The organism is Luteibacter sp. HAY1-4A, assembly GCF_056755355.1.
Window position 1 is genome coordinate 12,173 of record NZ_JBNDHZ010000001.1, and the last position, 25,864, is coordinate 38,036.

A 25,864-nucleotide genomic window follows, 5' to 3' on the forward strand; every position below is an offset into this window, starting at 1 on the left:
CTGCGGTCAGTCGCGATCGGGGGCGCCGAGGGGGAAGAACGAACGGTATGGGCGGGCCTCGTCCACGGCGCGTGCGAACGAGGGCCGGGCAAGCAGTCGCCGGCGGTAAGCGTGCAGGTTCTGGAAGCGCGCATCGATCGGGTGGGTCCAGTCGGCGTAGAACAGGAACGGCGCCGCACCGCAGTCGGCCAGCGTGAAGCGCTCCAGCGCCGCCCATTCCCGGCCCGCCATGTGCCGGTCGAGCCAGGCATAGGCCAGCTCCAGCATTTCACGGGCCTCGCTTACGCCGTGCGCATCGCGCTGTCCTTCCGGACGCAACGCGTTGAAAACGATCTTCTGCTGCGGCGTGGAAATGTAGTTGTCGAAGAAGCGGTCCATGCCGCGGACCTCCAGGGCCTCCTTCGGATCCTTCGGAAGCATGGGCGCCGGACCCGGACGGTAGAGGTCAAGGTATTCGATGATGCAGGTCGCCTCCGTGACGGTCCGTTTGCCGTCCATGAGTACGGGGAAACGCTTCAATGGCCAAAGTTCGGCGAACTCCGCATAAATCTCCGGGTGCTCCGGCGAAAGCATCTTCCACTCGAACGGCGTGCCGTTCTCGTAGAGGGCGATCAGGGCCTTCTGGCAGTAGGACGAGAACGGGTGGGCATAGAGTTTCAGGGACATCGGTATCACCGGTTTGTGGGGGCTCTGACCATGCGTCGAACGGATGGCCCCGAAATCGACAGAACGGCCAAACCAGGGCCATCGCCTCCTGGCGAGGATGGATATCCAGCCGCTAACCTCCCCGCATCCGCGAATAGGAGCGCTCATGAAACGCCTGCTCATCGGCATCGCACTGTCCCTGGCGCTGGCCACCTCGGCCGCCGCGAGCGTGCCTGTCTGGGGTGCCAAGACCTCCAGCCCGGCGGACACGCCACCCGCGGAGCTGAAGCCCGGTGAGTGGATATGGGGCGGGCGTCCGGTCGGTGCCGGCCCGATGGCGGTGATCGTAAGCCTGACCGAGCAGCGTGCCTATGCGTACCGCAACGGCGTCCTTATCGGCGTCACCACGGTGAGCACAGGTAAGAAAGGGCACGAAACACCCACGGGCGTCTTCACGATCCTGCAGAAAGACAGGGACCACCACTCGAAGAAATACGACAACGCGCCGATGCCCTATCAGCAGCGGCTGACCTGGGACGGCGTCGCTCTGCACGCCGGCGGACTGCCCGGCTACCCGGAATCGCACGGTTGCGTGCACCTGCCCACCGAGTTCGCCCGCCTGTTGTTCGATGCCACCAACATGGGCATGACGGTGGTGGTGGCGGAGCAGGGCACCGCGCCCGTCACCGTGGTGCATCCTAGCGCGGTGATTCCCATCGACCCGCGCAACGGCGCGGATCTCGACCTGGCGCCGCTGCCCTCGGGCGAGCTTTATCGCTGGACGCCCGAGGCGTCCCCGGCCGGCCCCATTTCCATGGTGATGAGCGTGGCCGACGGCACGGTGTTCGTCTTCCGCAATGGCATCGAGATCGGCCGCAGCAAGGTGGAAGTGACCGATCCCCTCACCGGCACGCACGCCTTCATCGTCGCGGCGGGCTATATGCCCGATGCGCCGAATCGCGCGGGCCTGCGCATGCCGAACTGGATCACCATCGGCATCCCGGGACATGGCGACGAAGCCGGCAAGGTCGTGGACGAGGCGCTGGTGGACCGCGTGGCCGTGCCGAGGGAATTCATGGAAAAGGTATTGCCGTTGCTGTCGCCGGGCTCGGTGCTGCTGGCCACGGATGAAAGCATCCAGCCGTCGTCCACGGGCGGGAAGGTGAAAGTCATCGATTCGAACCCGCCCGGGGTGTAGTCGCGGTTCCACAAGAGGCGGTATAGCGCAGGCTCACCAGCCGACGCGCGAGAACTCCGATCTTTCCAGCCACTGCTGGAAGCCGATATCGCCTTGCAGCGAGCCATCTCCGGGCACGAGGCTGTGTTCGTCGAGCACGGCGCCGAAGTAGGGTGCGTGGATATCCGACTGCACGTCGCACGGAGACTCCAGGTCGAGCACGAAGCGCTGGATCAGTTCGGACATGCGTTCGCGCTCCGGCCCGGCGATCTCGATGGATCCGTTCAACGGCTCGCCGACCGCCAGCGCGGCCATCAACGCGGCAACGTCGTCGGATGCCACGGGTTGGATGAAGGCGGGCGACAGGCGTATCGTCTGTTCGCGCATGGCGTTGGTGATGATGGCGACGAGGAACTCGTAGAACTGCGTCGCGTGCACGATGGTGAAGGGGATGCCGGAGGCCCTGATCAGGCGATCCTGCAAGGCCTTGCCACGAAGATAATGGCTGTCTTCCAGCCGCTCGGTGCCTACGATCGACAGCGTGACGTGGTGCCGCACGCCCGCCCTGAGTTCGGCTTCCAGCAAGTTGACGATGGCCGTGCGGAAGAAGAGGAAGGCTGCCTCGTCGTCGAAGGTCGGTGAGTTGGTCACGTCGACCACGACCTCCGCGCCCACCATGCACTCGGCCAGGCCTTGGCCCGTGATCACGTCGACGCCCGTGGCGCGGGATACCGCGGACACGTCATGGCCCGCGGCGCGAAGCCGCTCGACGATGTTCCTCCCGACCAGCCCCCTGCCTCCGACGACGACGATCTTCATGGCCCGTACCTCATGGTTATGCCCGGCCGGCCAGCCAGTGGGCGACGTTCTGTACGTAGCGCTTCGTGGAGCGAAGTGCCTCGGGAAATTGCCGCAACCCATCGCCCGGCGCTTCCGAGACGAACGAAGGGCAGCCCATCGCCGGGTCCCAGTTGTAATCGGCGAAGTGGTGGAAGGTGGATTGCGCGATGGCGCGGCCACCCTGCCCGGACTGCTCGAACGCCACGGCGATGTTGAAGTCGCGCTGCGTGCTTTGGCTGCGACCCTTGAGGATGACGCGGCTCGTCGGGTCGTCGGGCGGCGCGCCCACGGCACCCTCGTGCGGATGCGCGGGGAGGAAGGCGACCACGCCGCCGGCCGCGTCCGGATCGTGCAGGACCGGGTGCACCTCGCCGACCGGTTCCACCCTCTGGTAATCGCCGTTGGCGCCCGAGTGATAGTTAGGCCAGGAGATGTCGGTGGTGACGTTATCGTCGATGCGGTGGCGGCTGGTGTCCGGATCCAGGTTGCGCGAATGGAAATGGTGCGCGGCGCCGACGCCGGCGAGACTGCAGATGGAGCTGCCCAGGTCCATGTGGTCGCGCGTGACGAGCATGCCGCCACCGTTGCGACGAAAACGGCTGATGCCCGCGCAGTCTTCACTGGTCAGACCGTCGCCCACGTCGACGGCGAACAGCCATAGCTGTTCGTAATCGGATTCGTCGAGTCGCGACAGCACCGAGTCGTCGCGTCCGACCGGATCGCGGTTGCGTGCGGTGACGCGGAACGCCCGCTCTCCGCGCTCGTCGCGAATCTCCTCGAGGAATGCCTTCAGGAGACTGAAACGGCCGATGTGCCAGTCGTCGCTGTCGCCTTCGATCGTGGTCTGCAAGAGGATGTTCTGCATCGGTGTGGCCCCTCGGCTGTCTGATCCCGCCATGTAAGCAGATCGCGGGCTCATATGCTTGTACGTACGGGCGGGGTGCCGCGCCGCGTCTTTCGGCGGCGCCCCTTCGGGGCGGCCGCGCGAACGGACGGCGTGGCCGCGAGGCCCTGCGTTCCCGGGGTTGTCGCGGCAACCGCCGTGTCGGCGAGGGGCAGCCACACGCTGAATTCCGCGCCGCGGTTCGCGCCGGCTGAATGTGCACGCACACGGCCGCCATGCGCGTTCACCAACTCGTTCACCACCGCCAGGCCGATACCCATGCCCGCGTCGTTTCCAACGGTGCCGCCCTCGTGCCGGGCGAACAGTTCGAAGAGTCCCTCCATGCTTGCGCCCGCGATGCCGCGGCCGGTGTCGGTCACGACGATCCGCGCATGCCCTTTTTCGACGGTCACCCGCACATGCACGGTGCCTCGTGTACCGGCGAACTTCAGTGCATTCTCGACGAGGTTGCTGACGATCTGTTCGACCCGGATCGGGTCCGCATGGCAGCGGAGGGTGCCGTCGGCGGGAATGTCCAGCCGCACGCACACCGACGGCATCGTGGCGGCCATGGCGGCGCTCACTCGCGATACGAGGGGCCCAAGGTCCACGCATGCCATCTCGAGGCGCAGCTTTCCCATGCGTATGCGATACACGTCGAGAAGGTCTTCGATGAGCCGGGCCTGCCGGCGCAGCGACAAGCGCATGTCCTCGCCAAGCTCCTGGAGCGGCGCATCGCCGCGCTGGAGGCCGAGCCGCCGCACCACGTCCGCTTGCATCATGAGTGCGGCCAGCGGTTGCCGCAGTTCGTGCGCGGCGATCGCGTTGAAGCGATCCCTGGCCGCGCAGGCGTCGAGCGCGGCCTCGCGTGCGGCGCGGAGTCTTCGAATGGTGCTGTCCTGCCCGGGACCCACAGGTTCGTTCCTCATCGTACATGCAGAGGGAAGGAAGGTTAGGCACGAGGGGCCTTCGCCGGAAGCCACCGCCGCGGCTCGCGATGTTGCCTCGTGGGCAACAATCGCGGACGGCAAGCCGCCCGCACGCGATGACCTCAGGCAGTCCTGTGTCCCGGCGTCCGGACGCGTTAACCTGCGTACCTATTTCCAGGAGCAGCGCCATGACGTCGAATCCGGTGATTGTCGAAGAAACGGGCGAGGGCCTGTTCCAGGTCAGGGCGCACGGGCAGGGCCCGTCGTTGCTGATCGACGAACCGCTGGACCTGGGCGGCATGGCGTCGGGACCTACGCCTTACGATCTGCTCAGTTCGGCACTCGGTGCATGCACGGTCATGACGATCCGCATGTACGCGCGCCGCAAGGGCCTGCCGCTCGATCGCGTACAGGCATCGGTGACCCACCGCCGCGACGAAGCCACGTCGCGCGATATTTTCGAGCGCAACGTCTTCATCGAGGGCGACCTCACGCAGGCGCAGCGCGAACGCCTGCTGGCGATCGCGGAAGCGTGCCCGGTCAGCAAGACATTGCACGCCGGTGCGGACATCGTCACCCGCATGGCGCCGCAGCCGGTACCGGTGGTCGACGGACGCCCTTGCGACCGGACCCATCCGAAAGCCATGGACGAGTCCTGCCGCCAGGTGGACCCGACCGCGGTGGCGCAACCGGCCCTATAAAGCGGCCGTGGCGCGGTCAGTCGTCGGGGGGTACGGGCGCCGCCCCCGACACGCCCGACGCGAACGACCAGTCCTCGAACTCGGAATTCGCGATGATCACCATGACATCTTCCGGGCGAATGCCGGGCGACTTGGCCAACCGTTCGACCAGGCCCTGGAAGAAGCGCTCCTTCGTCGCCGGCGTGCGCTGTTTACCGGTGGTGACGTGGAAGAGGACGAAGTCGTCGGAACGCGGCCCGCCACGATAGGTGCGGTCGAAAACGAATTCCCCTGGCTGGAGCTGATCGAACGCCATGAAGCGATCGGCTTCGGGTACGCCGAAGCACTCGACCAGAGCGCGGTCGAGGCTGTCCGAAATGGCGGCGAGGTAGGACGGCGGCTTTCCCGCCAGCAGCGATACGCGAGTGAATGGCATGGCGACGTCCGGGTGCGATGGATGCACGTACTATCGCGCGCGTCCAGCAGCGGGACAATTGAATTATTTTCGACACGGCTCCAGCGAACCGGCAGCCTCATCGCAGGTCCGAACGAAGCTCACGCACTCCCCGGCCGAGCCGCTTCCGCAATAGCGTCCGCAGCGTGGCGCCGTCTTCGTATCCAACTTCCGCCGCGATGGCATCCACGTCCATGCCGCCCCCGTGGATCAACGATCGCGCGCGTTCCACCCGCAGGTCCTGGAAATAGGCCAGTGGTGATTTGCCCAGTACCGCCTCGCACCTGCGTTGCAGCGTGCGCGAACTGGTTGCAAGGGCGGTGGCCGCCTCGCGCAGCGAGAAACCGTGCTTGAGGTTCCCTCGGGCCCACTGCTCGAAGCGCAGGATCAGCGGGTCGGCCATCGCCAGGTGGTTGGGAATGATGTAGGGCGCCTGGCGGGAGCGCATGTCGGCCAGCAGGTAACGCGACACCAGCGCAGCCAGTTCCGGACTCGCGCCCCGGATGAGCCACAGCGCGAGGTCCAGGTGACCCATGGCCGCGCCGGCGGTGACGCCGATGTCCGTCGGCACCAGCATGCGCGACTCGTCCAGCGTCACGCTGGGGTAGCGCTGGCGAAACAGCGGTGCCAGCGACCACGTGGTGGTGGCTTCCCGATGATCGAGAAGCCCCGCTTCCGCGAGCAGGAACGTGCCGATGCACGAAGCGGCTATCGGTACGCCGTTCGCATGCCAGCGCAATAGTTGGGACTGCGCCTCGACGACATCCGCCCTGGCAAGTGTGGGAATCAGTTGCTCGGGTGTCGTGGCATTCGGAGCGGGAACCACGACCCAATCCGGTGTCAGGTTGGGGTCGATAGCCTCGACGGGAACGATGAAGCCCTGACCAGAACGGACCTTTTTTCGCACGCCCACGATCGACACGTCGAAACGTACGGCGCCTCCGAGCGCGCGCGAGGCGATGTGATTCGCCGCGTCCAGGGCGTCCAGCGTAACGGAGAGCCCGGTGTCGAACAGGCCATCGAGTGCGAGTACCAGGATGCGCATGGCGTGTGGACCCTCAAAAACCCAGTATGGCCCCCGCAATCGCCAGGGTCGCGGCGAATCCGACGCAGAAGGCCAGGGTACGAACGACGGGAATGCCGGCCGCATAGACGATGTAGTGCGCGATGCGCGCCCACAAATAGACTTTGGCGGCGAGCACCGTCGCGGGCGTGCTCACACCGATCAGCGCCGCGACGATCACCAGTGGCGCGAACACCGCCAGGTTCTCCACGGCGTTGGCGTGCGCGCGGCGTGCCCTCTCCGCCCAGGCCGGATCCGGCTTGAACGAGGGATCGGGGTTGGCTAGGGTCTTCATCGGCCCGCGCGTGACGATGCGCGCGGTGATGTAAGGAATCCACATCAGCACCGTCACCACGCAGACGATGGCGAGGACATGGAGTTCCGGAGTGGGTGTCAGCATGTGGCGGCCTCGTCGGCATGAGGGGAAACGATGAGCCGGAGTCTGCCGCGAGCCCGCGCTGGCCGGTATGGCGACAAATGCCAACTTTGTGGTCATTTACGCCACGGACGCCCCACCAAACCCCGGATGCCACTGATTCCCTGACACCGTCCCGGCGTAGGACGCCAGATCCCATCAGGGCTTCGGCGAAGCCGCCTTGTAAGGTACGAAGGGCCCGAGGATCGCGAAGCCGCGCAACCCGCCGCCGTACCGGTCCACCATTTTTACCGTATCCATTTCGCACAACTGCGAACCGAACGAATGCGTCACGACGATATCGTCCTGGTTCAGCGCGCTGGCTCCGGATCTGATCTGGTTGACGTAGTAGGTGTTGCCGATGCGGTAGACGATGGTGGTCTTGTCGATCACCTGGGTGTCGTATAGCGAGGAAAGGTTGATGCAGCGTTGCGGCTTGCCCGCGACGCGTCCCTCCGTGAGCTTGGCCAGTTCGTTCGCGGGGCTCTCATGCCGGGCCCATGCGGGCCCGGCGAATCCCCCGACCACGATCATTGCGAACAGGTAGCGTGCCGCCGAGGTCATCACGAACACCGGTCAGCGCCAGCGGCCACAATCGTGGTAGCGGCTGTCGCAGCGGTCGCGATCGTAGTCGTGGTAGCGATCGTGACGATAGCCGTCGTACGGGCGATGCGGCGCGATGATGCAGCCGGTGAGCGACGACACCGTCATCAGCATGGTCAGCACGAGCATGATGCGTTTCATGAGGCGTTTCTCCGGGCGTGCGTCATCGCACCCACATGCCCAGCGTGGACCGGGGGATTGCCGCCGGTCAATCGCTGGAACGGGCTACCTCGTGTGAAGAAGCGGCGTCGGTTCAGCGAGCCGTCGACTCGTGGTCAGGTGTCTGAATCGCGAGCGAACGACGCCTGCGCATACGATGGCGGAACGCCCTATGTCACGCGCTTACCGTGGCCCGAAAAGTGTCTCCAGCTTTCCATCCCGCGGCAGTCCATTCGCCTTCACCGGCTTGCCATCCGCTCCTGCGACCACGATGCCTGGCGTACCTCGGAACCCGAGCGACAGCATCAGTGCCTGGTTCTCCTCGAGCTGCTGCCGGATGTCCGGGGAGATCGTAGCCACAGGATGGATACCTCCTCGGGCAAAGGCGGTCTCGTGCTTCGTCAGCGCCTTCGAAGGATCGGTGGCGCCCAGGATGGCCGCGGCTTTGTTCGGGCTGTCCTCGCTGATCACTCCGACCAGCAGGGCGCGGATCTGGACCTTGCCGGATGCCACCCACGGGCGAGCCGCTTCCCAGAAGTCGTGGCAGTAGGGGCAATTGGGATCCGTGAATACATAGATGATGCGCGGCGCGTCGGCCTTCCCGTCGAGCACCCACTTCGTTTGGGACAGGCTCTTCAACACGGTGTCCGTCGTGGCATCCGTAGCCCTGCCGCCACTGGAACCTCGCATGGCCTGGGCAGCGCTGGGTTGGCCCTGTCCGGCGGCGAAACTTCCGGTTGCCATGGTCAAGGCGCCCGCCACAACGAGGGCCTGCGCGAGATGCCGGTGGATCATGTTCGTTCCTTTTCGGGATGGGTCCCGGCAGAAGACCGGTAATCCCCACAATGGCTTTCACCCGACGTGGCCTGGAACGTGGAAACAGACGGAGCTGTGCGTCCGCCTCGCGCTATGGCTCGCTTACGCCGCGTCGGTTGCGGCCACGGCCGCGGCAGCCTGTTCGATAAGTGCGGCCACCTCCCGCGGGTGCGACCGGTGCACATAATGACTCGCGCCCGGAACCTCCACGACGGTACTGCGTGCACGTCGGCCGTACATGCGTTCGAGGTCGGGATTCAGGAGCTTGTCCGCGCCCGCCACCATGTACCAACTGGGCTTGTCCTTCCACGCAGGATGCGTGGCCGGTATTTCGAACGCGCTCAGCGCCGTCGGCACGTGGGCATGGGCTTCGAAAAGCGCGGCCGCGGGGTCCAGGTCGGCGGCATAGTCCTCGACGAACGCCGAGGGTTCGAAATACAGGAAGCCATCGGGCGTCATCTGCACGTCCTTGCCCGCATGGCTCGTGGGATCAACGAACGTCTTGTCGTTGGCGAGTGGCGTCTCGCCTTCGTCGAGGGCATGCGCCGCGATGTAGACGAGCGCTTTTACCTTCGGGTCGTTGCCCACGTGCGTGATGACCGCGCCGCCGTAACAATGGCCGACCAGCACCACGGGTGCCGTCTGCATGGCCAGGACGCGCATCACCGCCGCGACATCGGCTTCGAATGAAGTGAGCGGCAGCTGTGCTACCACTACGCGGTATCCCTCGCTCGCGAGGAAGTCGTGGACAGGTCGCCAGCCGCTGCCATTCACCCAGGCGCCATGCACGAGGACGATGGTGGGACGGCGTGCGGGTGAGGAGTTCGCAGGGAGGTCGGTCATGCCGCTGGCCATGTACGGTCGTCGAGGACGATCTTTGGCTGCACACGATCCGACAGATGTCCGCGGCGGACTAGCCGTCTGGCGGGAATCGGAAAAGTGAGTTCGATACACCAATCGTGGGGGGGGGGGGGGGGGGGGGGGCCCCCCCCCCCCCGCTTCCTACAAAAAAGCTTCGGGAGCATGTCGCGACGTTGTCTCGCCGCTATAGCGGTTCCTACACACGTGCGCAGGCGTACGAATCCAAACACACCGCGATTCACCTACCGTCGTGCCTGCGCAGGCAGGCACCCAGCGACTGAAGCGTGAACGATCACCGCAGGCTCCTCCTACGAAGAGAAACACCACAAGGTTTCGCAACGACGACAAGGCGCCGTCCCTGGAAATCCGTGAAGAACCTTTTTTCTTTGCGCAACCGGTCAGGACAACACCACCGTCGCCACCAGACCGCCGGCTTCGCGATTCGCAAGGCGCAGGTCGCCGCCGGTGGAACGCATCAGCTGCGTGGCGATGGCGAGGCCGAGGCCCGCGCCGCCGGTGTCCCTGTTGCGCGACGCTTCCAGCCGGTAGAAGGGCTGAAGTACCTGTTCCAGTTCATGCTCGGGTACACCGGGGCCACGGTCGGACACCTGGATGCACAGGCGTCCCTGTTCGTCGCGGCACACACCCACCTCGGCCGCCGTGCCGTACTTGATGGCGTTGTCGATCAGGTTGCCGAGCACGCGCCGAAGCGCACGGGGCCGAACGGTGGCCGTGCCTTCCATGCGGCCGGTCAGCGTCACGGGCTGGCCTACATCCTGGTAATCGAAGACGAGGCTTTCGAGGAAGGCCGTGGTGTCGATGCGTACTGGCGTCTCATCGCCGCCATGAGCGCTGCGCGCATAGGCCACACCCTCACGCACCAGATGTTCCATCTCGCTGAGGTCGTCCAGGATCCTGTCCCGCTCGATGCCGTCGTCGAGCGATTCCGCGCGCAGGCGCATCCGCGTGATCGGCGTCTGCAGGTCATGCGAGATGGACGCAAGGATGTGCAGCCGCTCCTTGAGGTAGCTGCCGATGCGGTCCTGCATGGCATTGAATGCCATCGCCGCATGGACCACTTCGGCCGGTCCGTGCTCGGCCAGGCGCGTGCCGTCGACCGCGGGTGTCATGGCCTCGGCGGCCTTCGCGAGGCGAGCCAGGGGCTGCGACGCCTGGCGCACGGCGAACCATCCGCAGGCGAGGAGCAGCGCCACCTGCAACACGAGTACGAATGGAAGCCACTCGGCCAGCGGCATGACGCCGCGGGGCGTCACCACGAGAGTGAGGAGGGAGCCGTCGTGCAACGTGAGATGCACCTGGTAGCGCTCGGCCGCCGTGGAGATCGTGTCGCCATGCACCCGGTACTCCGCACCCACCTCCTTCGCGATCATCGCCGTGACGTCGCGCGAGCGCTGGGACACCAGAGGCATGCCCGGCTGCCCGGGACCGATGACGAAACGGTAATTGTCCCGTTGCAGTCGCGGCAGCCATTGCGGACGCTCGCCCGCGGGAAGCCTGTCCAGGATGGCGACCGACGTGCCGACCTCGTTCTCCAGCGTATTGAGCATGACGCTGGTGGCCGACTGGTAGCGTTCGTAGAACATGAGCCCGAAGGACAGACCATGCGCGAGAAGCAGGCCCGCGAAGAGGATGAGGTACATGCGCGAGGTCATGCGCCGCGGCCATGGCCGCCAGCTGCGCACGCGCGCCGCCGTGCTCACGACGCGTCCCCGTGCACCGTCACCGGCATGGAGAACACATAGCCTTCGCTGCGCACGGTCTTGATGTACGCCGGCTCCTTCGCGTCGTCGCGCAAACGCTGGCGCAGGCGACTGATCATCAGGTCGATGGAGCGGTCGAAGAGGTCCGCGTCGCGCCCCTGGGTGAGGTTGAGGAGCTGGTCGCGCGACAACACGCGCTGCGGGTGGTCCAGCAGCACGCGCAGCAGGCGGAATTCGGCGCCGCTCAGCGATACCACGGTGCCCTCCTCGTCGAGCAGATGGCGCGCCGTGGTATCCAGGCGCCATTGCCCGAACGAAATGATGTCGCTGGTTTCGGTGATGCGCAGGTTGGGCGGCAGCATTCGCGTGCGGCGGATCACCGCCTTGATGCGTGCCAACAGTTCGCGGGGCGAAAAAGGCTTCACCACGTAATCGTCCGCGCCCATCTCCAGGCCGACGATGCGGTCGGTTTCATCGTCGCGCGCGGTCAGCAGCAGCACCGGCAGCGCGCGATGCTTCCCGCTGCGCAGGTTGCGGCACAGCACCAGTCCATCGTCGCCGGGCATCATGATGTCGAGCACGACCAGGTCGAAGGACGAGGCTTCCAGCGCCGCCATCATCTCCCGACCATCCGCCGCACCGGTGGCGCGCAACCCGTTCTTGCGCAGGTAGTCGACGACCCCGGTGCGGATGCCGTGGTCGTCGTCGACCACGAGGATATTGTCGGTATGTTCCATGGGGTTCATGCCTTGGCCAGGAGCTGGCGGATGCGCTGCTCGGTTTCCTCGTAGTTTCCCTCACCGAAGTGGCGATAGACCACCCGTCCGTCGCGATCGATCAGGTAGAGCGCGGGCCAGAACTGGTTGCCCCACGCGTTCCAGGTTTGCAGTTCGTTGTCGGTGGCGACGGGCCAGGTGATGCCATAGCGACGGATGGCGGCCTCGACCCGCACCGGATCCCGCTCCTCGTCGAATTCGGGCGTGTGCACGCCGACGACGACCAACCCCTGCTTGACGTACGTGTCGTAGAGCGCCTTCGTATGCGGAAGCACATGCAGGCAATTGATGCATTCGTGCGTCCAGAACTCCACGAGCACCACCTTCCCGCGCAGGCCGGCCATGGTCAACGGCGGCGAGTTGAACCAGCGGTCGATACCGGCGAACTCGGGTGCCTTCGGGGTGGCGGAGGAATCGCCGGCGCGGGCCGCGCCCCAGCCGGACGGCCAGGCGGCGACTAGCGCCAGGCCTACGGCGAAGGTGGCGGCGACAAGACGGATGGCTTTCATGGGACGACCTCGGTACTGGCGCGGGACAGGTACCCGCATGTGTCCATTGGAAGTTCCGCCCTTGTCCGCGTCATGTCCGATCCAGGGGCTTTTTGTATCCGTTTGTACAAACCCGGCCTCTTTGTATCCGACTGTATCCGGCCGGCCGCCCTACACGTTTCGATGCGTTTCCGTCCGGTTCGCGACACAGGCCGGATACGCCGCCGCGGTTTCCTTTGCACACCTTCCCACCGCAACGGAAACCGCCATGTCCCGCATCCAGAACGTGCTCTACACCGGCAAGACCCACACCACCGGCGGCCGCAACGGCCAGGCCCGCAGTTCCGACGACCGCCTGGACGTGAAGCTGTCCTCCCCGGGCGGCCCGGGCGCCGGCACCAATCCCGAACAGCTCTTTGCCGCGGGCTGGTCCGCCTGCTTCATCGGTGCGCTCGGCCACGCCGCCGCGGAGCGAAAGATCGTCCTGCCGAAGGACACCGCCATCGATGCCGAAGTGGATCTCGGCACCGGCGACGGCGGCTATTTCCTCCAGGCACGGCTGACCGTGAGCCTGCCCGGCATCGAGGCCGGCCTCGCCCACGAACTCATCGAAGCCGCACACGCCACCTGCCCGTACTCCAAGGCGACGCGCGGAAACATCGACGTGTCGTTCCAGCTCTCCTGATCCGCCGCACCCCTTCCGCCCTACTACCAAGGAGTTCCCCGATGATCCGCAAGCACGCTTCGCTCGCCGCCACCCTCGCCCTCGGCCTCGTCTCCCTTGCCTCGGTCGCACACGCCGACGACGCCAAGAAGCCCATGGAGAAGTGTTACGGCGTGGCCAAGGCCGGCCAGAACGACTGCGCCGCCGGTCCCGGCACCAGTTGCGCCGCCACGTCGAAGAAGGACTACCAGGGCAACGCCTGGGTGCTGGTCGAAAAAGGCACCTGCACCACCATCAAGACGCCGAAGGGTCACGGCACCCTGGAACCGCAGGCGTGATGCCGTCGCGGCATGACAACGTGCTGGCGAGCGCCCTGCAACGGGCGCTTCCGGAGAACCTGTTGCTCCTCGTGGCACGGCTCGGCATCGCGTCGGTGTTCTTCCTGTCCGGCCGCACGAAGGTCGACGGGTTCCTGAGCATCAAGCCGTCGACATACGACCTGTTCGCCTCCGAGTACGCGTTGCCACTGGTTTCACCGAATGTCGCGGCCCACCTGGCCACGTATGCGGAGCACCTTTTCCCGGTGCTTCTCGTGCTCGGCCTGTTCACCCGCCTGTCCGCGCTCGGCCTGTTGACGATGACCACGGTGATCGAGGTGTTCGTCTATCCCGACGCCTGGCCGACGCATCTCACCTGGGCAGGCCTGCTGCTGCCCTTGCTGGCCCGAGGCGGCGGCGACTGGTCGATCGACCGCCTGCTCCGCCGCTGATCCTTCATCCACTCCACTTCGCAATCCGCAGGGAATTCCATGCGCAAACTCCTGAGCATCGCCATCGCCACGCTCGCACTCGGAGCCGGTGCCGTTTCCGCCGCCGACGCACCGACGCCGCCCGGCGTGAAGAACATCGTCATCGTCCCGGGTGCCTTCGTCGACGGGTCCGGCTGGCGTGTCGTCCACGACATCCTCATCCACAAGGGCTACACGGTCAGTGTCGTGCAGCCGCGCATCGAAACGCTGGCGAACGACATCGAGCAGACCCGCGAGCAGATCCGCAAGCAGGACGGTCCTGTCGTCCTCGTCGGCCATAGCTATGGCGGTTCGGTAATCACGCAGGCCGGCAACCGGGACAAGGTAAAGGCGCTGGTCTACGTGGCGGCCGTCGTGCCGGACGTCGGTGAGAGCCTTTCCCAGCTCGTCGGTTCCATGCCCGCGCCGAGCAACGACATCGTTCCCACACGCGACGGCCACCTGTTCTTCGATCCCACGAAGTTCGGTACCGACTTTGCCGGCGACCTCACGAAGAACCGCACCGATTTCATGGCGGTTTCGCAGGTACCGGGAACCACCGCCGCGTTCGGCGCCACGATGCAGGTGGCTGCGTGGCACGACAAGCCTGTGTGGGGAATCGTCGCCACCGACGACCACGCGTTGAGTCCCGACCTGGAGCGCTGGATGTACAAGCGCGCCAACGCGAAGGTGACCGAAATCAAGGCCAGCCACGTCGTCTACATCTCGCAGCCCGAAGCGGTCGCGAAGGTGATCGAAGACGCCGCCCGCAGCGTGCACTGAGCGCCATCGTCGTATCGCCACCCTTTCGGTCCGTTCCGGACCCCATCGCAGGAGAGAAACCCATGAACACCGTCACCACGAAGTCCCGCACCGGATTCGCCGCAGCCGCCGCACTCGTCGCCCTCGCCGTCGCGTCCATCGGCTCGCCCGTTCGCGCGGCGGACAACGCCGCACCGAAGGAAGAGCCGGGCCGTTGCTACGGCGTCAACACATGCAAGGGCACCAGCCTCTGCGCCACGGCCAGGAACGACTGCAAGGGCCTCAACTCGTGCAAGGGCCAGGGTGTCGTGGTGAAGACCCCGACCGAATGCAAGGCCGCCGGCGGCACGCTGACCGAGCCTAAGTAATTCCCAGCGCCATCTCCGGCTTCACGTCATCCCTGCGCAGGCAGGGATCCAGCGCCTCCTGCTCGCCGCCAAGAGGCACTGGATTCCCGCCTTCGCGGGAACGACGGGCAACGTTTCGCGGAACGACGAGCTATCGAAAAGGAACCCTGCCATGTTCACGCCTCCCCCAACGTTCTCCGGTTACGGCCTCGGCCTGCGCAAGGAACACTACCGCGATTTCCTCGACGGCGACGTGCCGGTCGATTTCGTGGAGGTGATTTCGGAAAACTTCTTGGTCGATGGGGGGCAGCCGCGGGACATCCTACGCCGCGTCCGGGAAAAACATCCCGTCGCGCTGCACGGCGTATCCATGTCGATCGGTTCGGCCGACGGCCTGGACATCGCGTATCTGCGCAAGCTCAAAGCCCTGGCGGACGACGTGGACCCGCTGTTCGTCTCTGACCACCTCAGTTGGTCACGCATCGCCGGTTTCAGCTCGCACGACCTGCTTCCGGTGCCCTATACGGAAGAAGCGCTGGCAATGGTGTGCCGCAATATCGACACGGCGCAGGATGTGCTCGGACGCTCCATGCTGTTCGAGAACCCGTCCAGCTACGTCGCCTTCGATGGCGCGACGATGAGCGAGTGGGAGTTCCTCGCCGAGATGTCGAAACGCACGGGCTGCGGCCTGCTGCTCGACGTCAACAATGTTTTCGTCAGCGCCGGCAACCACGGATTCGACGCCCATGCCTTCCTGCGCGGCATACCGGCGGAGCGCGTGCGCCAGGTTCACCTGGCTGGCCACACGCAAGGCCCCGGCTTGCTGATCGACACGCACGACCAGCCGGTGTGCGACGACGTCTGGGCGCTTTATCGCACCGCCATGACACTGCTGGGACCGGTCGCGACCATGATCGAACGGGACGACTCGATTCCCCCGCTGGCGGAGTTGCTCGACGAGCTCGCCATAGCCCGCGGCACCGGCGCGATGGCGCGGGAGGCCGCATGAACCTGGCCCAGTGGCAGGAAGGTTTCCGCGACTGGCTGACCACGGCCTCCGGCGCCAGCGCCGACGCCTTCGGGGAACGCGCGTGGCAAGGACTGGCCGTTTACCAAAACAACTATCGCGCGCAGCTCGTCACGTGTCTCGAGGTCAGCTATCCGCAGCTGCTACGTCGTATCGGTGAGGGGAATTTTCGCGAAGCCGCCATCGCCCATATCGATGCGCACCCGTCGCGAGGCTGGACCCTCGACACCTACGGCGAAGATTTCGGGGACACGCTCCTGGCAGCGTTTCCGCGCAACCCCGACCTGCACGAACTCGCCTGGATCGAATGGGCACTCTCCGAGGCCTTCGTCGCCGCCGATTCGACCCCCCTGGCCAGGGAGGCGCTGTGGTCCATGAACTGGGATGAGGCACGGCTTCGCCTCGCACCCAGCCTGCGCCATCGCGTGGCGACCACGAACGCCGACGACGTCTGGTCCTCGCTCCAGGAGGATGCGGCCAGCGTGCCCGACGGCGAGATGCTCGCGGTGCCGGGTGGCCTGGTGGTATGGCGTCGGGGCTTCCATTCGCGCCTGCGCCGCCTGGACGCCGACGATTACGCGGCGCTGTGCGTTGCGCTCGCGGACGGCCGGTTCGAGACCCTGTGCGAAACGCTGGTGGCGCGTCTCGGCGAAGAGGCCGGCGTGGCTCGTGCAGGTGCCCTGCTGGCCGACTGGCTCGATGCCGGCATCGTCGTGAATGTGGATGACTGAGCGGCGGACCGCGCCGTTCGTCCCTGCCAGTACGCCGCTCGTCCTCACCGCACTTTCCCCGGCCGCCGGGTGGCTGCACACTGCGCCCTGGCTTGCGTGGGAGGCATCCGCAGTGAACACGACCCGTGGCGCCCGGTTGGCACGGCTTGCGCTGGTGTTCGGCTTCTGGACGCTACTCGCGCTTTCGTACCTCATCAGCGGCGGACTCTCCTCCATCAGCGAAGGCCGCACTCCCGAGTGGTCGCGCGGGCTGGTGTGGAATCTCTCGAACTTCTGGTTGTGGATGCTGCTGGTGCCCCTGATCGGCTGGCTGGGACGGCAAGCGGCGGGAGCGGGCTGGCAACGCTTCTGCGCCGTGCACGTACCGGCCAGCCTGCTGGTGGCCCTGGCCCAGATGCTGGCGCAACTCTCCATCTTCTGGACGTTGTGTGGCCCAGGCCACATGCCCGCGCATTCGCTCGCCGGGTTTGTGGGCATGCAATTCGCCTACAACTTCCACCTCGCGTTGCTCACCTACTGGCTCATCCTGGTGGTGCTGCGCGGCCTCGACTCGAGACGGCGGCTGCGCGACGAGCGCCTGCGCAGCGCCCAGTTGGAAACACAGCTGGCGCAGTCGCAGTTGCAGGCGCTGCGCATGCAGCTGCAGCCGCATTTCCTGTTCAACACGCTCAATGCCATTTCGGCGCTTGCCCTCGCCGAACCGTTGCGGGCGCGCCTCATGATCGCGCGGCTCAGCGATTTCCTCCGCATGACGTTGGAACAGCGGCATGCGCAGCAGGTGCCGCTCTCGCGCGAGATGGAGTTCCTGCGCTGCTATCTCGATATCCAGCAGGTGCGCTTCCAGGACCGTCTCTCGACCCGGCTGGACGTGGCGGACGATACGTTGCATGCCGCCGTACCCAGCATGATCCTGCAGCCACTGGTAGAGAATGCCTTGCGCCACGGCCTGCTGGCGAAAGCGGAACCCGGCAGCCTGCGCGTGGCAAGCCATCGGGAAGGCAACCTGCTTCATCTTCGCGTCGACGACGATGGCCTGGGCCTGCCACCCGGCGGAGTGAACGAAGGCGTAGGGCTGGGCAATACGCGCGCGCGGCTCGACGTGCTGTTCGGCACCGCCGCCACCATGGAGCTCAGCCGCAATGCCGAAGGCGGCACGCGCGTCGAACTGCGCTTCCCCTTTCGCGAGCACGCCGCATGAAGACGATGCGCACGCTGCTGGTGGATGATGAAGTGCTGGCACGGCTGGCGTTGCGACAGGCGCTCTGCGCGCATCCGGACGTGGAAATCGTGGGCGAATGCGGCAACGCGGCCGAAGCCTTGCAGGCGTATGCTGCGCTCGCCCCGGACCTCCTGTTCCTGGACATCCGCATGCCGGGACTGGACGGCTTCGAGCTGTTGGGCGAGCTGAAGCCGGATACCTTGCCGATGGTCGTGTTCGCCACCGCTTACGGCCAGCACGCGCTGCACGCCTTCGACGCCAACGCGCTTGACTACGTGTTGAAGCCGATCGACCAGGCGCGCTTCGACCAGGCCATGGCCCGGGTGCGGAAGCACTGGCACGGCCTGCACGCACAGGCACCGATGGCATCCGGACCGCCACCTGCCCAGACGGCGGCCGAGCCATTGCAGCGGATCAGCGTGCGCGTGGGCGAGCACATCCGTGTCATCGCCACCGAGGCGATCGACTGGATCGAGGCGGACGGGAACTACGTGCAGATCCACGTGGGCAAGCAGGCGTACCTGCACCGGGAGACGCTGCGCGGCCTGCTCGCCACGCTCGATCCGCAGCGGTTCCTGCGCATCCATCGCGGCACGCTGGTCAACGTCCACCGCATCCGCGAAGTGCATCCCCTATTCCAAGGCAATGCCGACGTGGTGCTGCAGGACGGCACCCGCCTCAATCTGAGCAGGCGCTTTCGCGCGCACGCGAGACGGGCGCTCGGCATCGCCTGAGGCCGCTTGGCCCCGGGCGGCTACCGTTTGTCACAAAGCTGCGGCGGCGTCGGCAAAGGCGTATCAGGCTGTCGACTCCCGCCGAAGGAAGAGACACATGAGATCGCACCGCCTTGCCTGGGTCCTGGTCGTGGCCCTCACCTGCTCCACCGCCGACGCTGGCGAACTCCTGGGACCCGGCGTCATCTCCACCGGCCAGCAGGAAACGACCGCCGCCCTTTCGCCCGATGGCGCGACGCTCGTTTTCATGCGCTCGGACCTTGCCGAGCAGGACGACACGATCCTGGTATCGCGCCGGCAGGGCGCGAACTGGTCGACGCCGGAAGTGGCGCCCTTCTCCGGGCAGTGGCACGATTCCGAGCCGACGTTCACGCCGGACGGCAGGCGCCTGTACTTCGTATCCAACAGGCCGGCGCATGCAGGAGATGCACCGCTCATCGCGGAGATGAACGGCCATCACTTTCCCGGCACCAACCTCTGGTACGTAGGGCGCGACGCCAAGGGCCGCTGGGGCGATCCCGTTCACGTGGACGGCGCGCTCAACGAAGGCTCGATGATCTACAACCCCTCGGTCGCCGCCAACGGCGACGTCTACTTCTCCGCCCATCGGCCGGACTCGGGCAAGGCCTATCAAATCTATGTCGCCCGCCACACGGCGGAAGGCCTCGCGGCGCCGGAACAGGTGAACCTCGGCGACGTCGCGCACAACCGGATGGATCCGGCGATCGACCCGCAACAGCGTTTCATCCTTTTCGCCGGCGACGAAGGCGACTCGCTGGGAAGGGCGGACATCTACATCGCGTTCCGCCAGCCCGACGGGCGATGGGCCAAGCCCGAACGCCTGCCCGGCGACGTGAACAGCACCGACCTGGAGAACGCGCCTTCGCTCGGCCCGCACTTCGGCGAACTGTATGTCGCGAGCAACCGCCAGCCGGAAACACACTTCCCGAAGACGCGCGACGACGCGAGCTCTCTGCAACGCCGCCTTTCCGGGCCCCTCAACGGATCGCGCAACCTGTGGCGGTTCGATATCTCGGATGTGTTGCGCCAGCACGGGCTGGACGGCGGCGAAACCGCTGAACTACCCGAACGGGTCACGTACGGAGAAATCGAGACCGCCCGCGACACGCTGCTGACCCGGCTCGGTGACGAGATTCGCCACGGTGCCCTCCTCCTCGACTGGCTAGGATCGTGGCTGATCGTCCGTGCCGGGGCGTGACCGGTCCACGACCTGCGCCGCCGAGGTGCGTTTGAAGGCATGAACGGCCATCCTCACCTGCGCGGACACAACGTCATCGGCCGGTCTCGGCGGCGCGAGGGCACGCCGCAGCATGGAGGCGAGAACATTCTTGATCTCCACCAGTCTTGGATTCATGGCCGGCCCTTCCTGTCGTTGCGTCCGGCGCCCCCCGTAGCCCGCCGACGGCCACAGATTAGGGCGCGGATTCGGCAACAAGCCATCCCCATTCGAGCGGGCGCGGGCACTCCATGGCCGGCCCGCTTTTCACACTTTCGTGTATCTGGCGAGGCCGTCAGATAGCAGGTTCACCCGTTCGGGTCTTGAAAGCCGCTGCCATTCTTCACAAGATGGCGTGCGAACAGGAGATTCTCCGGTGGCCGAACCGACGGAACCGTCCGACAAGATCCGGGTGCTGGTCACCGACGATCATCCCGTCATGCGGCGTGGTCTGCAGGCAGCCATCGCGCAGGAGCCTGACATGGAATGGGCGGGTGAAGCCGCGGACGGCGCCGAGGCCATCGCGGCGTACCGTGCCGTGCAGCCGACGGTCGCCCTGGTGGACTTGCAGATGCCGCATATGGACGGCCTGCAGGCCATTGCCGCCATTCGCCAGGAGTTCCCCACCGCCACCATCATCGTGCTCACCAGTTACCCTGGCGATGCCCGCGTGATGCGTGCCCTGACCCTCGGGGCGACATCCTACCTCCTGAAATCCGCCACGGTGGAAGAGATCATCAAGACCATTCGGGCCGCGGTGACGGGCCGGCATGTGGTCGGGCCGGAAGTCGCGCACGACATGGCCCGCTATGCAGGCTCGGAAAACCTCACGGCGAGGGAGACCAGCGTGTTGCGCCTCGCGGCCGGCGGCAAGAGCAACAAGGCCATCGCGGAGGCGTTGTTCATTTCGGAAGATACCGTCAAGTCGCGCATGCGCAGCATCATGGCGAAGCTCGGTGCGCTGGACAGGACGCATGCGGTAATGATTGCCGTGCAGCGCGGTTTCCTCGACACGTAACGGTACGGCGCGCCTCAGCGGACGCCTGGCCACCAGCGATGACGGCGGCCACGGTATGCCGTGTGCGCCGGTACTTTGATGTGCACTTCGGTGCCTTGGCCCGGCTCGCTATCGACATTCAGCGTGCCCTTGAGGCGATGCACGCGCTCGCGCAGCCCGAGCAGCCCGACATGTCCGCTTTCACGGGCTTTTGCGGCCGTCGACGTGTCGAAGCCCGTACCGTCATCGGTGACGACCAGCCATAACGCGTCGGCCTCATAGGACAGGGTCAACGCGACGCAGGTGCCTCGCGAGTGGAGGAATGCGTTGCGCAAGGTCTCGAAGGCGATATCGCGCAACTCGCCCTGGCACTCGTCCGAGAGCGGTTGTGGCGTTCCATGGACGGCCAGTCTGAAGTCGATCCCGCTCAGTGCCTCCAGGCGGTGGCCTTCGGCGGCGATTCGATCGTATAGCGCCAGCCCGTGATCTTCGGTGCTACGCAGCAGCAGGATGCGCTCCCTTCCCTCGATCAACGCGTCGCGCGCCTCGTTGGAGGTCGCCAGCATTTCGGAACGGCGGGCGGCAGGTATGGATTCATCCATGGCCCAGGTCTGGAGCGTGAGCATGAGCCCCTGGAATCGCTGCAGAAGCGTGTCGTGTATATCCCGCGCGACAGCTTCACGCTCCTCGGCACGGATTCGGAGGCGGCGGGTCAGCGCACGGGTGCGCAGTGCATAGGCCAGCCAGAGGATGAGCACGAGGGGCACGAGGCCGAGGGCGCGAAACCACCACGTCTCGTAATAGGCAGGCTGCCGTTCGATGTCGACGCCCGTCGCGACCGCGCTCGTGATGCCCGACTCGCTGGTAGCGCTCACCTCGAATCGATAGGTGCCTGCGGGAACGTTCGTGAACACAGCTTCCCTGCGCGCGCCTGCGTCCTGCCATGCGTCGTTGTAACCCACCAGGCGATAGCGGAAGCGCACGCGCTCCGGACGACTGAGCACGGGCGAGGTATAGGCGATACGAAAGCTGCGCATCTCGGGGGGCAGGATCGCCTTGCCTTTCGCGATGGGGATCGTGGCATCGTTACTCGCCACTTCCTCGGCGTAGACCAACGGAACGACACGGTTCTCCGGGATCCGCAGCGGATCGATCCAGGCCAGGCCCGTGGTGGTCTGCGCCCAGAGCCTGCCGTCGACGCCCCGCCGCAGCGTCGGCAAGGTGTGATCGGGATCCGGGGCACCGGGGATGCCGTCGGCTGCGCCGAAGGCGCGATAAGGCACGCGCGTACCGGGCGCGGAAAGTGCCTTCGTGAGATCCGTGACAGCCACTTCGCGTATGCCGTCGAGCGTTTGTATCCAAAGATTTCCCTTCGCGTCCCGCGCCAGGCCCGTGACGGTCTGGAACGCTTCGTCATCGCGCGCCGAAACGGAGACGAAGCGGTTCCCGTCGAAATGCTGGACGCCCTCGTCTCCGCCGATCCACAAGCCGTCCGGCTCCGCGAGGAGCGCCCTGATCGTGCCTTCCTGCAAGCCTTCGGCGTTCCCGAAGGTCGTAGTGACGCCTTGCGCGATCCGCGCCAGCCGCGGTTCACCGGCGGCCCCCACCCAGAGGGCGTCGTTTGCATCCACGGCGATGACTTTCGGCCGAAGGCTTTCGGCGGTGACGTCACTCCATGAGCGCCCATCCCAAGAAAGCAGGTTGTGCAGCTTGCGGTTGGTGGCGATGTAGACGCGCCCACGTGAATCGCTCGCGACACCGAGCGTGGAGGCGAGCGGCGCGCCCTCACCGATACCTGCGACCCGCCTTGGCACGCCTTTCGTTATCGACCAGAGCGCGTCTACACCGGCCGCCCAGACGATATCGTTCGCAACGTCATGGAACGTCGCCATCGTGAAAACAGGGATGGGCGTTTCAGTCCAGGAAGAAGGCGGCTGGAGGCGCAATAAGGGGAAACGGTCACTACCCACCCAGACGATGCCTTCCGCGTCGACCGATGCGGATACCTCGTGGATGCCCTCGGGAAGTTTTACCGACGTAAAGGCCGACCGGCGGAAGCGGTCGATCCCGTTCTCCGTACCCGCCCATAGGTTGCCTTCCCGATCTGGAGTCACCGGCCACGCGAGGTTTCCGCTCAATCCGTCCGCGTGTCTCATGACTTCGAAGAACGGCTGTGTATGTCCCGCTTCGGCGCTGCGTAACGACGAGGACGAGACGAAGACGACCCCGTGCGTGGCGCTGGTGGCCCAGAACGTCCCCTCTGCGTCTTCCGTCATACCGTAGGCGGTCACCGGAATGGGCGCCGTGATTTCTGTCAGAGCCGATCCTTCCGCCCGATAGATGTGCACCGCCGTGGGGGTGGCGACGTAAAGCCGGCCCGACGGTCCTATGACGATGTCGCGAGGCTTGTCGGGCGCACCGGTCACGTCGACGAACATCGCGGCGCCACGTGGACGGATGCCGAGCCGGTCGCCACGTATCAGCCACAAGGCGGCGTGAGCGTCGAAAGCGCCGCGCCGTACGGGCTGCCCGGGTACCTCGGTCTCGATCACGTCCCACGCGTCATCCTTGAACCGGATCAAGCCCTGACCGCTGATCGCCCAGACGCCGCCTTGCGGATCCTTGAAAAAGGAGCGGACGGCGGCCATCGCGCCCTTCGCCTCGTCGAAGTGACGGAGGTGGCCGTCCCTCAGGAGCGTCGGCCCATGGTCCGATTCCGCGACCCAGAGCCCTCCACCTTCGGCAGGAAAGAGCACGTTCAACTGTGCCGACAGGAAGTGCTCGCCGGCAGGGGGCCTGAAGGCCTTGAAGGAAACCCCGTCGAAACGAGTCAAGCCCTTCGTGCCGGCTATCCAGAGGAAGCCGTCCGCGGACTGTGCGATGCTCGAGACATCGCCGGGCGCGCCGTCCTCTTTGGCGAACGCCGTGTGCTGGTAGCTACCGAGCGACAGCTGCGGCGCCCCGACGGCCGTGCAGGCCACTAAAAGTCCGGCCAGCCCGCCAAGCCAGCGCGACGGAAACACCGAAGCAATCATGGCCCCCTCCGCGATGCGGTGCCCTCGACGCAGATTGCCCTCTCCCGCGACCACGGCACAAGTAGCGCGGGTAACGTGACCTCGTCCACAAAACGATGCCATGCGCGGGAATCGTCCTAGGTTCCAAGAGCGAGCGACTGGGAGACTGCCTGCCCGTTGACCAAGGCCGTATGCATGACCAAGAGAGCCGCCCTCCTGCTCGCCAGCGCGCTCTGCGCCAGCGGCGCCGCGCACGCATCGTCCACGCTCGCTCCCTGGGTCGGCAGCTGGGGGGCTTCGGCGAAAGCCATCGGCGACTCTAATCCCACGGGCAAGACGCTCCGGCATATCGTCCACACGAGTATCGCGGGCACGTCAGCACGGATACGCCTGACCAATGCCTATGGTGACGCCCCGGTCACGATCTCGGACATCCACGTGGCATTGAGCGCAGGCGGGTCCTCGGTTCAAGCCGACACGGACCACCGGCTCCTCGTCGACGGACTGCCGTCGGTCACGATTCCCGCTGGGCAGGAACGGGAAAGCGATGCGATCGACATGGTCATCCCCGCCCTTTCCGACGTGGCCATCAGTTTCTACGTATCGCAGGCGCCTACGCAGCTAAGCGGCCACGATTTCAGTTCGCAGACGCGGTATGACGCCACGGGAGACGTGGCCGGCCAGGCAACCATCAACGCTTCGGCGCAGGGCAACTACGTCTTCCTCTCCAACCTCGACGTCCAGAACGGCGATCCGCAGGGTGCCGTCGTGACCCTCGGTGCATCCATCACCGATGGCTTCGCCTCCACCTTCAATGCCAATCGCCGCTGGCCGAACGATCTGGCCGTGCGATTGAACGCCGTCGGCAAGCATGTCGGCGTCATCAACCAAGGCATCTCCGGCAACCGTCTCCTGTCAGACGGTGCGGGACTGAGCGCGACGAATCGCTTCGAACACGACGTGCTCGACCAGGCTGGTGTGCGCTGGGTGATCTTCTCGGACGACCCGATCAACGATCTCGGCGGGCGGCCGGTGCCCAGCGCCGCGAGCCTCATCGATGCCGAGAAGCAACTCATCGCCCGGGCACACGATCGCGGTATCGCTTTTTTCTGTTCGACGCTTACGCCGTTCGAGGGTTCTCTGGGATGGTCCCCGGAAGGGGAATCGGTACGCGGCCAGATCAACACCTTCATCCGCAGCGCGGACAGCGGCTGCGACGGTGTGGTCGACCAGGACATCGCCACGCACGATCCGCAGCAACCGACGCGATTCCTCCCGGCCTACGATTCCGGCGACCACCTGCACCCGAACGACGATGGCCTCCAGGCCATCGCCAATGCCGTGAACCTCGCCGTCTTCACGCCACCGGTGCTGCCCGCCATTTCCGCACCGTCGACCTGCGGATCGCTCGGAGCCGGTGAAGGCATCAAGCCGGGACAGAGCGTCGTCTCATGCGACGGCGGCTACCACCTCGACCTGCAGAACGACAGCAACCTCGTGCTGTATCACGGCACGCAGTCGATCTGGCTGCCCGATCCGTGGACATTGAACACGGGCGCGGGGGAATTGCGCCTGGAGAACGACGGCAACCTCGTCATGTACAGCTCGCTCGGCACGAAGACCTGGCAATCACATTCCGGCGGACATCCGGGGGCGAGGCTGTTCGTGCAGGGCGACGGCAATATGGTGATCTATGACGATCAGGGGCCGATCTGGAATACCGGTACCGCGGGGCGATAGTCGAAATCATGCGTCCGGCTGCCCGGCGCGTCTTTCCGAAGGCGCTGTCGCATGCCTTCCGCAATACGGAACACTCGTTTCGGCTTGGTAGTTTT

29 protein-coding genes are annotated in these 25,864 nt (G+C 65.8%); 14 read left to right on the plus strand and 15 right to left on the minus strand.

The genetic code is table 11. The features are described 5' to 3' along the window. Positions 1 to 6 precede the first annotated feature (6 nt). Entirely contained in the window at positions 7 to 666 is a 660-nt protein-coding gene (locus ACPYOD_RS00050) for a glutathione S-transferase family protein (protein WP_481299678.1), read from the minus strand. 145 nt (positions 667 to 811) lie between these two features. On the opposite strand from ACPYOD_RS00050, the gene ACPYOD_RS00055 reads away from it, so the two are divergent. Continuing rightward, positions 812 to 1,843, plus strand: a complete 1,032-nt coding sequence (locus tag ACPYOD_RS00055; RefSeq protein ID WP_481299679.1) for a L,D-transpeptidase — start codon at positions 812 to 814, stop codon at positions 1,841 to 1,843. Between the two features lie 33 nt (positions 1,844 to 1,876). On the opposite strand, the gene ACPYOD_RS00060 is transcribed toward ACPYOD_RS00055, so the two are convergent. From ACPYOD_RS00060 to ACPYOD_RS00070, 3 genes are read right to left on the minus strand one after another with little or no spacing between them, the layout of a single operon-like run. Then, positions 1,877 to 2,641 carry an SDR family oxidoreductase gene (locus ACPYOD_RS00060; RefSeq protein ID WP_481299680.1) on the minus strand — a complete coding sequence of 255 codons (765 nt, stop codon included), beginning with the start codon at positions 2,639 to 2,641 and terminating at the stop codon, positions 1,877 to 1,879. A 16-nt stretch (positions 2,642 to 2,657) separates the two neighbouring features. Continuing rightward, on the minus strand, positions 2,658 to 3,527 hold the full coding sequence (locus tag ACPYOD_RS00065) for a hypothetical protein (RefSeq protein ID WP_481299681.1): 870 nt from the start codon (positions 3,525 to 3,527) through the stop codon (positions 2,658 to 2,660). A 50-nt stretch (positions 3,528 to 3,577) separates the two neighbouring features. Further along, entirely contained in the window at positions 3,578 to 4,474 is an 897-nt protein-coding gene (locus tag ACPYOD_RS00070; protein ID WP_481299682.1) for a sensor histidine kinase, read from the minus strand. A 188-nt stretch (positions 4,475 to 4,662) separates the two neighbouring features. Between ACPYOD_RS00070 and ACPYOD_RS00075 the strand changes: the two genes are divergently transcribed. Beyond that, positions 4,663 to 5,175, plus strand: coding sequence for an OsmC family protein (locus tag ACPYOD_RS00075; RefSeq protein ID WP_481299683.1), 513 nt, complete (start codon positions 4,663 to 4,665; stop codon positions 5,173 to 5,175). Positions 5,176 to 5,191: 16 nt separating this feature from the next. Here the strand turns inward: ACPYOD_RS00075 and ACPYOD_RS00080 are convergent, their stop codons facing one another. The 10 genes from ACPYOD_RS00080 to ACPYOD_RS00125 form a co-directional block, all read right to left on the minus strand. Further along, complete coding sequence (locus ACPYOD_RS00080) at positions 5,192 to 5,590, minus strand: tautomerase family protein (RefSeq protein ID WP_481299684.1); 399 nt, start codon at positions 5,588 to 5,590, stop codon at positions 5,192 to 5,194. A gap of 97 nt (positions 5,591 to 5,687) precedes the next feature. Continuing rightward, complete coding sequence (locus ACPYOD_RS00085) at positions 5,688 to 6,653, minus strand: GlxA family transcriptional regulator (protein ID WP_481299685.1); 966 nt, start codon at positions 6,651 to 6,653, stop codon at positions 5,688 to 5,690. 13 nt (positions 6,654 to 6,666) lie between these two features. After that, complete coding sequence (locus ACPYOD_RS00090) at positions 6,667 to 7,071, minus strand: MAPEG family protein (RefSeq protein ID WP_481299686.1); 405 nt, start codon at positions 7,069 to 7,071, stop codon at positions 6,667 to 6,669. A 174-nt stretch (positions 7,072 to 7,245) separates the two neighbouring features. Continuing rightward, entirely contained in the window at positions 7,246 to 7,659 is a 414-nt protein-coding gene (locus ACPYOD_RS00095) for a hypothetical protein (protein ID WP_481299687.1), read from the minus strand. 3 nt (positions 7,660 to 7,662) lie between these two features. Next, entirely contained in the window at positions 7,663 to 7,830 is a 168-nt protein-coding gene (locus ACPYOD_RS00100) for a lipoprotein (protein WP_481299688.1), read from the minus strand. 201 nt (positions 7,831 to 8,031) lie between these two features. Further along, positions 8,032 to 8,643, minus strand: coding sequence for a thiol:disulfide interchange protein DsbG (gene dsbG / locus ACPYOD_RS00105; protein WP_481299689.1), 612 nt, complete (start codon positions 8,641 to 8,643; stop codon positions 8,032 to 8,034). A 123-nt stretch (positions 8,644 to 8,766) separates the two neighbouring features. Further along, the gene (locus tag ACPYOD_RS00110; RefSeq protein WP_481299690.1) at positions 8,767 to 9,507 is read right to left on the minus strand and encodes an alpha/beta fold hydrolase; all 741 of its coding nucleotides are present in this window, start codon (positions 9,505 to 9,507) and stop codon (positions 8,767 to 8,769) included. A gap of 416 nt (positions 9,508 to 9,923) precedes the next feature. Beyond that, the gene (locus ACPYOD_RS00115; protein ID WP_481299691.1) at positions 9,924 to 11,246 is read right to left on the minus strand and encodes an ATP-binding protein; all 1,323 of its coding nucleotides are present in this window, start codon (positions 11,244 to 11,246) and stop codon (positions 9,924 to 9,926) included. Beyond that, a complete protein-coding gene (locus tag ACPYOD_RS00120; RefSeq protein WP_481299692.1) occupies positions 11,243 to 11,983 on the minus strand; it encodes a response regulator in 741 nt (246 codons plus the stop codon). Before ACPYOD_RS00120 ends, ACPYOD_RS00115 begins: the two co-directional genes overlap by 4 nt. Before the next feature lie 5 nt (positions 11,984 to 11,988). After that, positions 11,989 to 12,531: a redoxin family protein gene (locus ACPYOD_RS00125; protein ID WP_481299693.1), complete on the minus strand. Its 543-nt coding sequence runs from the start codon at positions 12,529 to 12,531 to the stop codon at positions 11,989 to 11,991. Between the two features lie 247 nt (positions 12,532 to 12,778). Between ACPYOD_RS00125 and ACPYOD_RS00130 the strand changes: the two genes are divergently transcribed. The 11 genes from ACPYOD_RS00130 (at position 12,779) to ACPYOD_RS00180 (ending at position 21,036) form a co-directional block, all read left to right on the plus strand. Beyond that, positions 12,779 to 13,195 (plus strand): organic hydroperoxide resistance protein, encoded by a 417-nt coding sequence (locus ACPYOD_RS00130; protein ID WP_481299694.1) that lies wholly within the window; start codon positions 12,779 to 12,781, stop codon positions 13,193 to 13,195. A 41-nt stretch (positions 13,196 to 13,236) separates the two neighbouring features. Then, the gene (locus ACPYOD_RS00135; protein WP_413624547.1) at positions 13,237 to 13,512 is read left to right on the plus strand and encodes a BufA1 family periplasmic bufferin-type metallophore; all 276 of its coding nucleotides are present in this window, start codon (positions 13,237 to 13,239) and stop codon (positions 13,510 to 13,512) included. Then, positions 13,512 to 13,943: a DoxX family protein gene (locus tag ACPYOD_RS00140; protein ID WP_481299695.1), complete on the plus strand. Its 432-nt coding sequence runs from the start codon at positions 13,512 to 13,514 to the stop codon at positions 13,941 to 13,943. The genes ACPYOD_RS00135 and ACPYOD_RS00140 overlap by 1 nt, the downstream gene beginning before the upstream one ends. Before the next feature lie 39 nt (positions 13,944 to 13,982). Continuing rightward, a complete protein-coding gene (locus ACPYOD_RS00145) occupies positions 13,983 to 14,744 on the plus strand; it encodes an alpha/beta fold hydrolase (protein WP_481299696.1) in 762 nt (253 codons plus the stop codon). Positions 14,745 to 14,806: 62 nt separating this feature from the next. After that, positions 14,807 to 15,091 carry a BufA2 family periplasmic bufferin-type metallophore gene (gene bufA2 / locus ACPYOD_RS00150; RefSeq protein ID WP_481299697.1) on the plus strand — a complete coding sequence of 95 codons (285 nt, stop codon included), beginning with the start codon at positions 14,807 to 14,809 and terminating at the stop codon, positions 15,089 to 15,091. A gap of 151 nt (positions 15,092 to 15,242) precedes the next feature. Beyond that, positions 15,243 to 16,079, plus strand: a complete 837-nt coding sequence (gene bufB / locus ACPYOD_RS00155) for an MNIO family bufferin maturase (protein ID WP_481299698.1) — start codon at positions 15,243 to 15,245, stop codon at positions 16,077 to 16,079. Beyond that, entirely contained in the window at positions 16,076 to 16,828 is a 753-nt protein-coding gene (locus ACPYOD_RS00160; RefSeq protein WP_481299699.1) for an HvfC/BufC family peptide modification chaperone, read from the plus strand. Before bufB ends, ACPYOD_RS00160 begins: the two co-directional genes overlap by 4 nt. A 112-nt stretch (positions 16,829 to 16,940) precedes the next feature. Beyond that, the gene (locus ACPYOD_RS00165; RefSeq protein WP_481299700.1) at positions 16,941 to 18,026 is read left to right on the plus strand and encodes a sensor histidine kinase; all 1,086 of its coding nucleotides are present in this window, start codon (positions 16,941 to 16,943) and stop codon (positions 18,024 to 18,026) included. After that, a complete protein-coding gene (locus ACPYOD_RS00170; RefSeq protein WP_481299701.1) occupies positions 18,023 to 18,781 on the plus strand; it encodes a LytR/AlgR family response regulator transcription factor in 759 nt (252 codons plus the stop codon). Before ACPYOD_RS00165 ends, ACPYOD_RS00170 begins: the two co-directional genes overlap by 4 nt. Positions 18,782 to 18,878: 97 nt before the next feature. Beyond that, the gene (locus ACPYOD_RS00175; RefSeq protein ID WP_481299702.1) at positions 18,879 to 20,000 is read left to right on the plus strand and encodes a TolB family protein; all 1,122 of its coding nucleotides are present in this window, start codon (positions 18,879 to 18,881) and stop codon (positions 19,998 to 20,000) included. 394 nt (positions 20,001 to 20,394) lie between these two features. Next, positions 20,395 to 21,036, plus strand: a complete 642-nt coding sequence (locus ACPYOD_RS00180) for a response regulator (RefSeq protein WP_481299703.1) — start codon at positions 20,395 to 20,397, stop codon at positions 21,034 to 21,036. 14 nt (positions 21,037 to 21,050) lie between these two features. On the opposite strand, the gene ACPYOD_RS00185 is transcribed toward ACPYOD_RS00180, so the two are convergent. Further along, positions 21,051 to 24,050, minus strand: coding sequence for a sensor histidine kinase (locus ACPYOD_RS00185; protein ID WP_481299704.1), 3,000 nt, complete (start codon positions 24,048 to 24,050; stop codon positions 21,051 to 21,053). Positions 24,051 to 24,224: 174 nt separating this feature from the next. On the opposite strand from ACPYOD_RS00185, the gene ACPYOD_RS00190 reads away from it, so the two are divergent. Next, on the plus strand, positions 24,225 to 25,769 hold the full coding sequence (locus ACPYOD_RS00190; protein ID WP_481299705.1) for an SGNH/GDSL hydrolase family protein: 1,545 nt from the start codon (positions 24,225 to 24,227) through the stop codon (positions 25,767 to 25,769). Positions 25,770 to 25,864 lie beyond the last annotated feature (95 nt).